Source organism: Streptomyces sp. NPDC093801 (assembly GCF_040701585.1).
Taxonomy (GTDB): Bacteria; Actinomycetota; Actinomycetes; order Streptomycetales; family Streptomycetaceae; genus Streptomyces.
Window position 1 is genome coordinate 68,773 of record NZ_JBFBDP010000029.1, and the last position, 13,366, is coordinate 82,138.

Below are 13,366 nucleotides of genomic sequence, written 5' to 3' on the forward strand. Positions count from 1 at the left end.
ACAACGTGACTGATACCAATCCCTATCGGGCAGACCACTCCCGCTACGACTCCATGCCCTACCGGCGCACGGGCCGCAGCGGCCTCAAGCTCCCCGCCATCTCCCTCGGCCTCTGGCACAACTTCGGCGACGACAAGTCCCTGGAGTCCCAGCGGTCGATCCTGCGCCGCGCCTTCGACCTCGGTGTGACCCACTTCGACCTGGCCAACAACTACGGCCCGCCGCCCGGCTCCGCCGAGCTGAACTTCGGCAAGATCTTCGCCCAGGACTTCGCGTCCTACCGCGAGGAGCTGGTCCTCTCGACCAAGGCCGGCTACCTGATGCACCCCGGTCCGTACGGCGAGTGGGGCAGCCGCAAGTACCTCCTCGGGTCGCTGGACGCCTCGCTGAAGCGGATGGGCGTCGACTACGTCGACATCTTCTACTCGCACCGCTTCGACCCGGAGACCCCGCTGGAGGAGACCATGGGCGCCCTCGCGTCCGCGGTCCAGCAGGGCAAGGCGCTGTACGTCGGCGTCTCCTCGTACACGGCGGAGCAGACCGCCGAGGCCGTCCGGATCCTGCGCGACATGGGCGTCCGGCCGCTGATCCACCAGCCCTCGTACTCCATGATCAACCGCTGGACGGAGGAGGACGGGCTGCTGGACACCCTGGAGGAGGCCGGCATGGGCTGCATCGCCTTCGCGCCGCTCGCGCAGGGCCTGCTGACCGGCAAGTACCTCCGGGGCATCCCGGAGGACTCCCGGGCCGCCGCCGGCAAGTCGCTCAACCCGGCGCTGCTCTCGGAGGACGTGGTGCGGCGCCTGGGCGGCCTCAACGACATCGCGGCCCGGCGCGGCCAGTCGCTGGCCCAGCTCGCGCTGAACTGGGTGCTGCGGGACGACCGGATGACCTCGGCCCTGATCGGCGCGTCGAGCGTCCGGCAGCTGGAGGAGAACGTGGCCGCGCTGACCGGGGCACCCCTGTCGGAGCAGGAGCTGAAGGACATCGACTCCTTCGCCGTCTCCACCCCCGGCACCAACATCTGGGCCCAGCGCGGCTGACCTGCGCTTTTGCCCGCGAGGGCGGGGAAAAGAAAAACGGGCCGGTCCGTGGGGGGGATACGGACCGGCCCGAGGGGGGGGTTCCACCATAACCCTTCGTAAAGCGTCCTGCGTGCATTGGCGCAGAATGATTACGCTCCGAATCCGCCCAGCAGCACTCCGCTGAGGGTTCCGGCGGCCATGAAGGGTCCGAAGGCGAAGCCCGTCTTCCGGGTCGCGCGGCTGGTCAGCAGTGCGCCGAGGCCGTACACGGCCCCGTAGAACAGCCCGAGGAACGCCCCGGCGGCCCATACCCCCCACCCGTACCACCCAAGAGCGACCCCGAGGGGAAGCGCGAGCTTGACGTCGCCGAGGCCCATGCCGGCGGGGTTGATCAGGAACAGCGCGAGGTACGCCGCCCCGAGCGCGGCCCCGCCGAGCAGGGCCCCGCGCCAGCTGCCCGCGGCGCCGGGCAGGAGGGCGGCCACGCCGAGCAGGGCGGCGGTGGCCGCGGCCAGCGGCAGGGTGAGCACGTCGGGCAGCCGGTGCACGGCGAGGTCGACCATCCCGAGCAGCACGCACACGGGCGCCGCCCCGACGAACACCGCCGCCTCGGGCCGCACCCCGCCGGCGGCCCCGAGCACCCCGCACACGGCCGCACAGACAGCCGCGGGGGGCCACCGGGAGCCGCCGTACGCCGCCGGCCGGCCGTCGGGGCCCTGCGGCCCGCAGCGGGCGGCGCCGAACCAGCCGCCGACGGGGTGGCCGTCGGGGCAGAGCGTCCGCCACGGCTCGCCGGGCTCCACCGAGAGGCGGTACGCGGCGCGCGGCAGCCCGAACCCGACGGCCGCGCCGTACACGGCGGCGAGGATGATCACGACTACGCCCATCCGCCGACGGTAGCCCCCGCACCGCCCGACGGCACGGGCCTGTGGACCCGGCGCGTTCCGCCGCCGCGGTCGGGGGCCGGATCCCGGCGGCGGCCGGGGAGAAGCCCGGCGCGGCGGGACCGGCGGAGCCCAGGGCCTGTCGCCAAAGTCCCGCCGTCGCCCGGAGGGCGGCCCGGAGTGTGACGACAGGCCCTAGGGTGGGCCCATGGCCTACCAGGACGGCACCGGGATCCTCCGCGTCGGGCACGACACCACCGTCCCCCTGGAGGTCGCCGCCTCCTACCGCGCCCGCACCCGCGGCCTCCTGGGGCGGGACGGGGTCGAGGGGGCGATGCTCCTCACCCCCGCGGCGAGCGTGCACACGTTCCGCATGCGGTTCCCCATCGACGTCGCCTACCTCGACCGCCGCCTGCGGGTCGTCGCCGTCACCACGATGCCCCCGAACCGCCTCGGCCTCCCCCGCCCCCGCGCCCGGCACGTCCTGGAGGCGCGGGCCGGGGCGATGGCGGGCTGGGGGCTGCGCCCCGGCGCCACAGTCGCGCTGGAGCGTCTCGTCCAGCCCTAGGTCACGGCGCGCCCGGGCGGTAGGTTGGGGCGGTTGACGTGGGGTGTCAGGGGAGCGGCGGGCATGACGGAGAACGCGCGGGTCAAGGCGCTGGAGCAGATCATGCCGGCGACGCACGGCGCCGACGAGGACGTCGACTGGCAGACGGCCGAGGCCGTCTGGGGCACCCGCTTCCCGTCGGACTTCGTCGCCTTCATGGGCCGGTTCGGCGCCGGCTCGATCAACGGCGAGGCCGGCATCCTGCTGCCCCTGCCCAAGCCCGGGCTCCAGTGGGACCCCGCCGAGATGGCCGAGGAGACCGCCAACGCCCGGCAGGCCTGGGAGGCGGGGGGCGGCCGGGCCGCCTTCGACGCGGACCCGGAGTCGATCATCGCCTGGGGGGTCACCGCCGGCTCCGACATCCTGTGCTGGCTCACCACCGACCCCGACCCGGACCGGTGGCCGGTCCTCGTCGTCGGGCGGCACACGGCCGAGGCCTTCGCGGTGTACCCGTACGGCATGGCCGAGTTCCTGCTGCGGATGTGCTCCGACGAGTTCGACGTGAGCCCCGTCGGCATCACCTTCTGGGACGCCGGCCACCTCAGCTTCGTGCACTGGCGCAAGGCCCAGCGCCGCTGGCAGGAGGGGCGCAACCCCGAGACGGGCGAGCCCGACCCGTACGCCGGCGAGTTCGCCGACTAACCCGGCCGACGCCCCCGCCCCCTCAGCCCGTTTTCCGGAAGGAAACGGGCTTTTCGGCATGTCTACGCGCGTCCCATTTGAGGGGCGCATATTCGAAAACACAAACAGGGAAAAGTGTTTTTGGAGCATTGGACACAAGTGCCGACCCAATGGAAACAACTCCGCCGCCCTCAGGAGAGAATTCCGGCCATGACGGGCCGCGGCAGGACACCCCAGCCCGGAACAACTCATAAGTAATAACGGGACTCAAAAGAAAATCAGGGGTATCCACCCGTGCGACGAAAAATGTTCGGCGCGGCCGCCACGGCGACCGTGTTCGGCCTGCTCCTACCGCTGTCCGGCTGCGGTTCTTCCGACAGCAGTGCAGGTGACAGCGGTACGCTGCGCCTGGTGGCCGCCGAATACGGCGATACCGCGGCCAACAGCTCCAAGGGTTTCTGGGACAAGGTGACGAAGGATTTCACCGCCGCGAACCCCGGTATCAAGGTCCAGGTGCAGCTCCTGCCCTGGGCCGACATCGACCGCGAGGTCTCCCGTATGGTCAAGGCCGGCAATGCGCCGGACATGGCCCTCATGGGCTCCTACTCGGACTTCGCGGCCGAGGGAAAGCTGTATTCCGCGGAAGAGCTGCTCTCGATCAGCGCCGAGGCGAACTTCCTCCAGCCGCTCGCCGAGGCCGGCTCCGTCGGCAACACCCTCTACGGCCTGCCGTTCGTGGCCTCCAGCCGCCTGCTCTTCTACAACGACACCCTGTTCAGGCAGGCGGGCATCACCTCCGCCCCGAAGACCTGGTCGGACCTCACGGCCGACGCCAAGGCGCTCAAGGACAAGGGCGTGAAGTACCCGATCGCCCTGCCGCTGGGCCCCGAGGAGGCGCACGCCGAGGCGATGATCTGGGAACTGAGCAACGGCGGCGGGTACGCCGACAGCAGCGGCAACTACAGCCTGGCCTCCGACCAGAACATCGCGACCTTCCGCTGGCTCAAGGACAAGCTGGTCACCCCGGGCCTCACCGGCCCGACCCCGCCGTCGCAGTTCAACCGCGCCGACGCCTTCGCCGCGTTCCTGCGCGGTGAGGTCGGCATGGTGAACGGCTACCCCTCGCTGCTGCACGAGGCCCGCGCCAAGGGCATCACCGTCAACGCGGTCCCCATGCCCATCTCGGACAGCCTCGGCTCGGGCGAGACCCCGCCCACCGTCGGCGTGGCCGACTGGATGATGGCGTTCAAGCAGAACGGGAAGGGCGAGGAGATCGGCAAGTTCCTGGACTTCGTCTACCAGGACAAGAACCTCTCGGACTTCGCCGGCCGCTACCACCTGCTGCCCTCCACGGTCTCGGCCTCCCGCACCCCCTCGGGCGGCGGCCTCGACCGCAACGACGAGCAGTTCCTGACCGCCCTGCGCGGCGCGCAGCTCTACCCCGTCAACGACCCGTCCTGGGTGACCGTCAGCGACACGATCAAGCGCAGCATCGGCCACGCCGTCGACCCGAACGGCGACGCCAAGGCCGTGCTGGAGGGCATCGCCGCGAAGGCGGGCGAGGCCCGCCGGAAGAACGGCTGACATCCGGCCGAGACGGGACCTCGACCTCCCGTCCCGCCCCTTCCCGTACGGCAGAATGGCTCGCGGCACCTGATCCAAGGGCCGTGGCCCGGTCGCCCGACGAGCGCCCACAAGGTGCGCAGGGCGGCAAGGCCTTCCCTCCTCCCCCGCGGCTACTTGCCGCCGTTCTCCGCGGAGAACGCCTTGCGGTACTGCTCGCAGCCGGAGTCCCAGCGCAGCGTGCCGCCGACCTTCGCGTATCCGGGACGCTCCAGCGTCCACTCCACCGTGTACTCGCCGGTGTCGCACGCGATCCGCCTGTTCCCGGGCACCTTCTGACTGCCCGTCGCGGCCTGCCCGGACAGCTTCTTGTCCACCTCCCCGACCACGGCGTGCCGCGGGTCGCGCAGCACGGCGTGCAGGCCGAGGGCGTGCTTGCCGTTCTTCGTGGTCAGGCCCTTGTTCACCAGGACGTCGGAGACCGTCCAGGTGAACTCGTACGAGGGCATCCAGGCCAGCGTGTTCGGGTCGCCGACCTTGCGCTCCCACTCCGGGGCGGCTTCGGGACCGGGGCGGGTGACGGTCTCGTACTGCACGCCCGGGTGGAAGCGGACCTGCCCCTCCACCTTGTGCTTCTGGTCCTTGCTCCACGCCTTCCCGCTCCCGACCGGGTCCTGGGGGAGGTTCCCCTTGCCGTCGGCGGCGGTGGCGGCCGCCTGGCCGAGGGCGGGGGTGAGGGCCGCGACGGCGGCGGCGACGGTGAGAGCGGCGGTACGGGTGCGCTTCATACGCGGTCCAACGGGCCCCCGCGGCGCGCTGGAACGTCGTCGTGCGCGCGTTCACCCGTACGGGGGCGGGGCGCACGGCCACAGGTGACAGATTCCGGCCACGGCGGGCATATGAGCCGACCGGCTCTGGTTGTCTGTGCGCGAACGACCAAATGATCTACGGATGGTTACGGGGGATGTCATGGCAGTGACGGTGAACGGCACGGTGGAAGCGGGCTGGGAGCCGGTCCGGGAGGAGTTCGAGGCCTTCGTGGCCGCGGAGCCCCACTCCCCGGAGGCGCAGCTGGCGGTCCGTCACCACGGCCGGACCGTGGTGGACCTGTGGGGCGGCGAGGAGACCGACGGGGACACCCTGAGCGGCGTCTTCTCGATCACCAAGGGCGCCGCCCACCTGGTGGTGGCGCTGCTGGCGCAGGAGGGCGTACTGGACCTGGACGCTCCGGTGGTGGAGTACTGGCCGGAGTTCACGGGCGACGGCAAGGAGCGGCTGACGGTGCGGCAGCTGGTCGCGCACGGCTCCGGGCTGATCGCCGTGGACACGTTCTCGTACGAGCTGATGGCGGACGACGCGCTGGTCGCGGCCGCGCTGGTCGGGCAGAAGCCGCACTGGGAGCCGGGGACGGCGTACGGCTACCACGCCTTCGTGATCGGCGCGCTGACCGGCGAGGTGGTGCGCCGGGTGACGGGCCGCTCGATCCAGGAGCTGTACGAGGAGCGGGTGCGGGCGCCGTACGGGGTGGACCTGTACATGGGGCTGCCGGCCGCTCTGGAGGGCCGCTGGAAGCCGGTGCTGGAGATGCTGCCGACGCCGGCGCAGCTGGAGCTGCTGACCTCGGGCGGGCCGATGCCGGAGCTGATGCGGGTGGCCTTCAACATGCACCACGAGCCGCCGATGGACACGGTCGCGTACGCCAACCACCCGAAGGTGAAGGCGCTCGGCCCGGCCTCGGCGGGCGGCATCGGTACGGCGCGCGGCGTGGCGGCCCTGTACGCCGCCGCGATCAGCGGGCTGGAGGGGCTGCCCGCGCTGCTGAAGCCGGAGACGGCTGCCGAGGTCGCGCGGCTGCACACGCCGGGCCAGGACGCGGTCGTGGCGGAGGCGGACCACTTCGGGCTGGGCTTCGAGAAGCAGCCCGCGGTGGGCCCGGAGGCCTTCGGGCACTGCGGTGCGGCGGGCGCCAACGGCTTCGCCGACCCGGTGACGGGGATCGCGTACGGGTACACGCGCCGCCGCTTCGGCTTCCCGGGCGGGCTGGCCCCGGAGAACGGGCCCCTGACGGCGGCGGTGCTGAAGGTGGCGCGGGGGCTGTAGGGCCCGGCCGGCGGACGGGCCCGGCGACGGTCAGGCGCGGCGGCGGTAGGGCCTGGCGGTCGGGCGCGCGGCGGCGGTAGGGCCTGGCGGTCCGGCGCGCGGCGGCGGTAGGGCCTGACGGTCGGGCCAGGCAGCCGTCATGCGCGGCGGCGGTCGGGCCTGGCGGTGATCGTGCGGGCCCCGGTCGGGCGCGCGGTGGGTCGGGCGCGCGGCGGCGGTCAGGCCTGGCCGGTCTCGAAGCGGCTGACGCGGCCGTCGGAGACGGTGAACCGCCAGGCGGTGCGCATCTCGCCCCAGGTGTCGTTGCGGTAGCTGGCGACCAGGGCCCGGCCGCCGTCCGACTCGGACTCGACGTCCATGTGGCCGCCGGAGGAGAAGACCTCCCGCTCGGCCCAGTCCTGCAGGTCGCGGTCGCTGCCGTCGTCGGACATGGTCGCGCCGGGCGTCAGGGCCGCGGCGAAGGCCTGCTGGTCGCCGGCGTTGACGGCGGTGACGAAGGCGCGGACGGCGGGGTCGGTGAGCTGGTTCACGGGGATCACGGGGGCCTCCCGGTCGGGTGCGTGCGTACGGGCTGCGTGCGCGACCAGGGAACACCGTGGGCGGGGGCGGGACGCCGACCTTCACCCGTTCGCCGTGCGGCGGGCGTGTCAGGGGGCGGTGCGGACGGGGAAGCCGGTCGGCCGCCCCTGCTCCCCCAGCCAGGCCAGGACCTGGTCGAGGGCGGCGACGGTCTGGCGGCGGTCGCCGCCCCCGTCGTGGAAGAGGACCGTGGGGCCGTTGCCGATCTCGCGCTTGACGTTGGCGACGATGGCGGCGGTGCCGGGCCTGCCGAAGTCCTTGGTGTCGACGTTCCAGCCGAGCGGACGCATCCCGGCGGCCGCGGCGATGCGCCGGCTGTCGGGCGTGAAGGCCCCGCCCGGGGCGCGGTAGTACTCGACCTTCGCGCCGCCGCCCGCCGCCTCCTCGATCAGCCTCTTCGCGTCGAGGATCTGCGCCTCCTGGTAGGCGACGGGCTTGCGGGCCATGGCCGTGTCGTGGTCCATGGTGTGGTCGCAGAGCCGGTGCCCGGCGGCGACGACCTTCCTGACGAGGTCCGGGTGGGCCCGGGCCTGCGGTCCGATCATGCAGAAGACGGCCTTCACGTCGTACTTGGCCAGGACGTCGAGGACCTGTGGGGTCCAGCGGGGGTCGGGGCCGTCGTCGATGGTGATGTCGACGGCGTTCCCGCCGGCCTCCGAGGCGTGGGCGATGCCGTCGGGCACGGCGGTGGAGGGCGTCGCGCCCGGGCCGCCCGGCTTCCCGTCGGCCGGTGCGGAGCCGTGGTCCGACGCGTTCTCGTGACGGGCGGCGTGGTGGTCCTCGTCGGCGGGGAGCAGGGTGGTGACCCCCCAGACGGTGGCGGCGACGGCGGCGGCCGAGGCCGCGACGGCTATCCGGGCTCGGCGGCTGTGCTTCTGCGTGCGCGTCATGTGGATCAGGACGCCTTCGAACCTGAGAAGGTTCCTCGCAATTGCCCTATAAATTCCAGGTAATGAGGACTTTAGTCCTTTATCGCCACGGTCGGCGCGGGTGCCCCGCGGGCCCCTGGAGACACACGGAGAGGCGGGTGGGGTCCGGGAAAACCCGGGCCCCACCCGCCTCTTGGGCCGTGCGCGGTCAGTGGGCGAACGAATCCGCCGGGGAGGCCGCGGCCTTGGCGCCGCCGCCGGCCTGGGCCGGGCCCGCGCCCCGCAGCGGGACTTCCTTGACGAACCAGGCGAGCGCGAAGCCGAGGACGGCGATCGCCGCGCCGAGCAGGAACGCCGAGTGCGTACCGGCCGCCACCGCGTGCTGGTAGGCGTCGCGGACGGCCTCGGGCAGCTTGGCCAGGCTGGCCGCGTCGAGCTGGGCGGAGCCGGCGGCCTGGGCGGCCTGCGGGCCGAGGCGCTCGGACATGGTGTCCGTCACCCGGGAGGTGAACAGGGAGCCCATCAGGGCCACGCCGAAGGAGCCGCCGAGGGTGCGGAAGAGCGTGGCCGAGGAGGAGGCGACGCCCATGTCCTTCATCTGCACGCTGTTCTGGGCGACCAGCATGGTGATCTGCATCAGGAAGCCGAGGCCGGCGCCGAGGACGGCCATGTACACGCCGGAGATCAGGCGGGAGGTGCCGGTGTCCATGGTGGCGAGCAGGAACAGCCCGACGACCATGAGGGCGCCGCCGACGATCGGGAACAGCTTGTACTTGCCGGAGCTGGTGGTGATGCGGCCGACGACGAGCGAGACGACCATCATCGAGAGCAGCATCGGCAGGAGCAGCAGGCCGGAGTTGGTGGCCGAGGCACCCTGGACCGCCTGCTGGAAGAGCGGGAGGTAGAGCACGCCGCCGAACATGGCGAAGCCGACGAGGAAGCCGATGACGGACATCAGGGTGAAGTTGCGGCTGCGGAAGATGTGCAGCGGCATGACCGGCTCGGCGGCCTTGGTCTCGGCGTAGAGGAAGGCGGCGATGGCGAGGACGCCGACCACGATCAGGCCGATGATCTCGCCGGAACCCCAGGCGTACTCGGTGCCGCCCCAGGTCGTCACGAGGACGGTCGAGGTGATGGCCACGGTCAGCAGGGCCGCACCCAGGTAGTCGATCTTGCCTTGGGCCTTCTTCTTGGGCAGGTGCAGCACGGCGCTGACCATCGCGAGGGCGACGGCGCCGAGCGGGAGGTTGATGTAGAAGGACCAGCGCCAGCCCATGTGGTCGGTGATGGTGCCGCCGACCAGCGGGCCGCCGATCATGGCGAGGGCCATCACGCCGGCCATCATGCCCTGGTACTTGCCGCGCTCCCGGGGCGGGATCAGGTCGCCGATGATCGCCATGACGCCGACCATCAGGCCGCCGGCGCCCAGGCCCTGGATGGCGCGGAAGCCGATCAGCTGGCCCATGTCCTGGGCCATGCCGCTGAGCGCGGAGCCGACGAGGAAGATGACGATCGAGGTGAGGAAGGAGCCCTTGCGCCCGTACATGTCGCCGACCTTGCCCCAGATCGGGGTGGAGGCGGCGGTGGCCAGGGTGTAGGCGGTGACCACCCAGGAGAGGTGTTCGAGGCCGCCGAGCTCGCCGACGATGGTCGGCATCGCAGTACCGATGATCATGTTGTCGAGCATGGCGAGCAACATGGCGATCATGAGCGCCATCAGGACGACGCGGACGCTGCGCGGCTTCACCTCCTCCGGGGTTCCGGCCTGCTTCACTGCGTCGCTCATGTCCACTCCCCGTGACACCGAATTCTTCTCAGCCCTGCGCGGACACTTACTTGCCGCCCGGCTAGTTCACTACACTGGGGAAGGTAGACCCGTCACTAGCCGGGCGTCAAGTAAGTTCGTGGGGAGACACATGTCCAGCAGCTCCAGCGGCACCGGACCGCAGGCCAAGCGCGGGAACACGCGCCAGCGCATCCAGGACGTCGCGCTGGAGCTCTTCGCCGAGCAGGGGTACGAGAAGACCTCGCTCCGCGAGATCGCGGAGCGGCTGGAGGTCACGAAGGCGGCGCTGTACTACCACTTCAAGACCAAGGAAGACATCATCATCAGCGTCTTCGAGGACCGGACGCGGCCCATCGACGAGCTGATCGAGTGGGCGCAGGAGCAGCCCCGGACGCTGGAGACCAAGCGCGAGGTGCTGCGCCGCTACAGCGAGGCGATGGTGGCGGGCACCCAGCTGTACCGCTTCATGCACGAGAACCAGGCGACGATGCGGGAGCTCAGCATCGGGGAGATCGTCAAGCGGCGGATCTTCACCCTGGTCGAGCTGCTGCGCACGGAGGACGGCCCGCTGGCGGACCAGGTGCGCTGCGTGAGCGCCCTCTTCACCCTGCACGCGGGGATGATGTTCCTCCAGCACGTGGACGAGGCCGACCCGGAGGCGACCCGGCTGGCCGCCCTGGAGGTCGCGACCGACCTCATCACCCGCGCCCACGGCGGGGAGTAGCCCCCGGGCCCCCGCGGCCCACGAAGATCACCCCCGGGGGTGGTTTACGCCCCGATCCACTACTCTCCGTAATCACACACGCTACGTTACGTCATATCCGCCGGTCGAGAGGGTCGCCCGGCGTCTGACGGAAGGACGTAGCCGTGCACGCCACCACGCGGGTCGCACTCGCCGCCGCCACCGCCCTCGCCGCGGCGGCCGCGGCACTCGCCCCGGCCTCGGCCGCCCCCGCGGCGGCCGCCCCGGCCCGGACGCTGAACTACGTGGCGCTCGGGGACTCCTACAGCGCGGGCGCCTTCGTCCGGCCCTGGGCCGAGGACGACGGCTGCGGCCGCTCGGCGCTGAACTACCCCCGCCAGGCGGCCGGACGGCTGAAGGTGCGGCTCACCGACGTCACCTGCTCGGCCGCCGAGGTCAGAGCCGGCGCGCTGGAGCCGCAGACCGACCCGGCGGGTCCGCCGTCCGTCCCGCCCAAGGGCGGCTGGGCGCCCCGGCCGGCCCAGGTCCGGGCCGTGTCCGCCGCCACCGACCTCGTCACCGTCGGCCTCGGGGGCAACTCCGTCGGCTTCGCCGAGATCGTCCAGAAGTGCGTCGAGCGGGGGCTCGCCTCCCTCGGACTGGGCCACCCCTGCTCCTCCGCCTACTCCGGCGGCGCGGCCGCCACCGCCCTGGAGGGGCGGTTCACCGCACTGCGGGCCGACTTCACCACCCTGCTGAAGGAGATCCGCAGGCGCGCCCCGCACGCCAAGGTGGCGGTGGTCGGCTACCCGGCCGTCGTCGACGAGGCGGCCGGCTGCCGCTGGGGCAGCTGGCCCCAGCTGGGCACGGTCGCCAAGGGCGACATGCCCTGGCTGGACTCCCTGGAGCGACGGGTCAACACCCTCCTGCGCGAACAGGCCGAACGGGCCGGCGCGCTCTACGTGGACACCTACACCGGCAGCACCGGGCACGGCGTGTGCGCGGCCGGCGGGCGGCGCTGGATGTACGGGATCAAGGACGACCTGACCGGCGAGGGCCGCCAGAAGGACACCCCCTCCGACCTCTGCCGGCTGATCCCGGCCCGGGGCGAGGCCTGCACGGTCCTCCACCCGAACCTCGCCGGGGTCGGCCACCTGACCACCCGGGTCACCCGAGCCCTGACCACCATGGGAGCGGCCCGACGCTGAACCGCGGCGGCACCCGTCGCCCTCAGTCCCGCAGGCGGCGTTCGGACTCCTCGATCGGGACGTCGTTGATGCTGGCCTCGCGGCGGCGCATCAGGCCGTCGTCGTCGAACTCCCACTGCTCGTTGCCGTGGCTGCGCCACCACTGGCCGTCGGCGTCGTGCCACTCGTACACGAAGCGGACGGAGATGCGGTTGCCGGTGTAGGCCCAGAGTTCCTTGCGGAGGCGGTAGTCGAGCTCGCGCTGCCACTTCTCGGTGAGGAAGGCGCGGATCTCGGCGCGGCCGGTGAGGAAGCGGTCGCGGTTGCGCCAGACGGAGTCCTCGCTGTAGGCGAGCGCGATCCGCTCGGGGTCGCGGGTGTTCCAGGCATCCTCGGCGGCCTGCACCTTGGCGCGGGCGGTCTCTTCGGTGAACGGCGGGACCAGCATGGGAAGTTCCTCTCGCGACGACAATTCAGAGAACGCTCGTTCTCAACATAGAGAACGAACGTTCTCAAAGCAAGCCGGTCTGGACTACCCTTCACGCCATGGACGACGACGAAGCCCGCACCCGCCTCCTCGACGCGGCCGAGGCGCTGTTCTACGCCGAGGGCGTCCAGGCCGTCGGCATGGACCGCATCCGCGCGGAGTCGGGCGTACCGCTCAAGCGGCTCTACCGGCTCTTCCCCGCGAAGGACGCCCTGGTCGCCGCCTACCTGGAGCGCCGCGACCGCCGCTGGATCGGCGGCCTGCGGGAGGCGGTGGCCGCCGCCCCGGAGCCCGTACCGGCGGTGTTCGACTGGCTGGCGGCCTGGTTCTCCGAGCCGGACTTCCGCGGCTGTGCCTTCCTGAACGCCTACGGGGAGCTGGGCACGGGCCCGGCCGCCGTCCTGGACGTCGTGCGCCGCCACAAGGCGGAGCTGCGCGCCCTCCTGGCGGACCTCGCCCCCACGCCGGAGCTCGCGGAACAGCTCCTGATCCTGGCCGAGGGCGCGACGGTGGTGGCCGCCCTCGACCCCGGCCCGGCTCCGGCCCTGCACGCCCGCGCGGCGGCGGCGCGGCTCCTGGAGGCCGCCGCGCATCCGGCCGGGTGAGCGTCCGCACGGCCGGGGGCCCGGCTCAGGCCAGGGCGTCCGCGGTCAGTTCCAGGACCTGGGCCGGCCCCGCGCGGAAGGCGGGGGCGGCCGCGTCGGCCTCGATCATGTGCGGGGTGGCGTCGTGGGCGGCCAGGGCGGCCTTCGACGTCCACTCCTCGATCAGGACGAAGCGGTCCGGGTCGCCCGCCACCCCGTGGAGGTCGTACCGCAGGCACCCCTCCTCCGCGCGGACCAGCGGCGCGAGGCGCTCGTACGCGGCCTCCTGCTCCCGGCCCCGGCCGGGGAGGGTGGTGATCAGGACGACCAGCTTCACGGGCGGCTGGGGCTGGTGCGGCTGCTGCGACATGCGGTGCAGCCTAGGCGTCCAA

At 72.3% G+C, this 13,366-nt stretch carries 15 protein-coding genes; 8 read left to right on the plus strand and 7 right to left on the minus strand.

Going from position 1 to position 13,366, the window contains the following annotated elements:
* Positions 1–5: 5 nt before the first annotated feature.
* Positions 6–1,043: an L-glyceraldehyde 3-phosphate reductase gene (gene mgrA / locus AB0469_RS29885; protein ID WP_366454562.1), complete on the plus strand. Its 1,038-nt coding sequence runs from the start codon at positions 6–8 to the stop codon at positions 1,041–1,043.
* A gap of 131 nt (positions 1,044–1,174) precedes the next feature.
* Here mgrA and AB0469_RS29890 read toward each other — a convergent pair whose 3' ends face one another.
* Complete coding sequence (locus tag AB0469_RS29890) at positions 1,175–1,912, minus strand: A24 family peptidase (protein WP_366454563.1); 738 nt, start codon at positions 1,910–1,912, stop codon at positions 1,175–1,177.
* A 205-nt stretch (positions 1,913–2,117) separates the two neighbouring features.
* Here AB0469_RS29890 and AB0469_RS29895 point away from each other — a divergent pair, with 205 nt between their 5' ends.
* From AB0469_RS29895 to AB0469_RS29905, 3 genes are all read left to right on the plus strand, one after another.
* Positions 2,118–2,477: a DUF192 domain-containing protein gene (locus AB0469_RS29895; RefSeq protein WP_366454564.1), complete on the plus strand. Its 360-nt coding sequence runs from the start codon at positions 2,118–2,120 to the stop codon at positions 2,475–2,477.
* A gap of 63 nt (positions 2,478–2,540) precedes the next feature.
* On the plus strand, positions 2,541–3,158 hold the full coding sequence (locus AB0469_RS29900) for an SMI1/KNR4 family protein (protein WP_366454565.1): 618 nt from the start codon (positions 2,541–2,543) through the stop codon (positions 3,156–3,158).
* Between the two features lie 273 nt (positions 3,159–3,431).
* Positions 3,432–4,721, plus strand: a complete 1,290-nt coding sequence (locus AB0469_RS29905) for an extracellular solute-binding protein (protein WP_366454566.1) — start codon at positions 3,432–3,434, stop codon at positions 4,719–4,721.
* Between the two features lie 152 nt (positions 4,722–4,873).
* Here the strand turns inward: AB0469_RS29905 and AB0469_RS29910 are convergent, their stop codons facing one another.
* Entirely contained in the window at positions 4,874–5,488 is a 615-nt protein-coding gene (locus tag AB0469_RS29910; RefSeq protein WP_366454567.1) for a hypothetical protein, read from the minus strand.
* A 181-nt stretch (positions 5,489–5,669) separates the two neighbouring features.
* On the opposite strand from AB0469_RS29910, the gene AB0469_RS29915 reads away from it, so the two are divergent.
* Entirely contained in the window at positions 5,670–6,800 is a 1,131-nt protein-coding gene (locus tag AB0469_RS29915; RefSeq protein WP_366454568.1) for a serine hydrolase domain-containing protein, read from the plus strand.
* Between the two features lie 218 nt (positions 6,801–7,018).
* On the opposite strand, the gene AB0469_RS29920 is transcribed toward AB0469_RS29915, so the two are convergent.
* The 3 genes from AB0469_RS29920 to AB0469_RS29930 all read right to left on the minus strand — a co-directional run bounded on the left by AB0469_RS29920 (position 7,019) and on the right by AB0469_RS29930 (position 10,034).
* Positions 7,019–7,339: a nuclear transport factor 2 family protein gene (locus AB0469_RS29920; protein ID WP_366454569.1), complete on the minus strand. Its 321-nt coding sequence runs from the start codon at positions 7,337–7,339 to the stop codon at positions 7,019–7,021.
* 108 nt (positions 7,340–7,447) lie between these two features.
* Complete coding sequence (locus tag AB0469_RS29925) at positions 7,448–8,269, minus strand: polysaccharide deacetylase family protein (RefSeq protein WP_366454570.1); 822 nt, start codon at positions 8,267–8,269, stop codon at positions 7,448–7,450.
* Positions 8,270–8,456: 187 nt separating this feature from the next.
* Complete coding sequence (locus AB0469_RS29930) at positions 8,457–10,034, minus strand: MDR family MFS transporter (protein ID WP_366454571.1); 1,578 nt, start codon at positions 10,032–10,034, stop codon at positions 8,457–8,459.
* A gap of 130 nt (positions 10,035–10,164) precedes the next feature.
* Between AB0469_RS29930 and AB0469_RS29935 the strand changes: the two genes are divergently transcribed.
* Together AB0469_RS29935 and AB0469_RS29940 are read left to right on the plus strand one after the other, a co-directional pair.
* A complete protein-coding gene (locus AB0469_RS29935) occupies positions 10,165–10,758 on the plus strand; it encodes a helix-turn-helix domain-containing protein (protein WP_366454572.1) in 594 nt (197 codons plus the stop codon).
* 143 nt (positions 10,759–10,901) lie between these two features.
* Positions 10,902–11,924 carry an SGNH/GDSL hydrolase family protein gene (locus AB0469_RS29940; RefSeq protein ID WP_366454573.1) on the plus strand — a complete coding sequence of 341 codons (1,023 nt, stop codon included), beginning with the start codon at positions 10,902–10,904 and terminating at the stop codon, positions 11,922–11,924.
* 22 nt (positions 11,925–11,946) lie between these two features.
* Here the strand turns inward: AB0469_RS29940 and AB0469_RS29945 are convergent, their stop codons facing one another.
* Positions 11,947–12,351 carry a nuclear transport factor 2 family protein gene (locus AB0469_RS29945; RefSeq protein WP_366454574.1) on the minus strand — a complete coding sequence of 135 codons (405 nt, stop codon included), beginning with the start codon at positions 12,349–12,351 and terminating at the stop codon, positions 11,947–11,949.
* A 98-nt stretch (positions 12,352–12,449) separates the two neighbouring features.
* On the opposite strand from AB0469_RS29945, the gene AB0469_RS29950 reads away from it, so the two are divergent.
* A complete protein-coding gene (locus AB0469_RS29950; RefSeq protein ID WP_366454575.1) occupies positions 12,450–12,995 on the plus strand; it encodes a TetR/AcrR family transcriptional regulator in 546 nt (181 codons plus the stop codon).
* A gap of 25 nt (positions 12,996–13,020) precedes the next feature.
* On the opposite strand, the gene AB0469_RS29955 is transcribed toward AB0469_RS29950, so the two are convergent.
* On the minus strand, positions 13,021–13,344 hold the full coding sequence (locus AB0469_RS29955) for a putative quinol monooxygenase (RefSeq protein ID WP_366454576.1): 324 nt from the start codon (positions 13,342–13,344) through the stop codon (positions 13,021–13,023).
* Between the last annotated feature and the right edge of the window lie 22 nt (positions 13,345–13,366).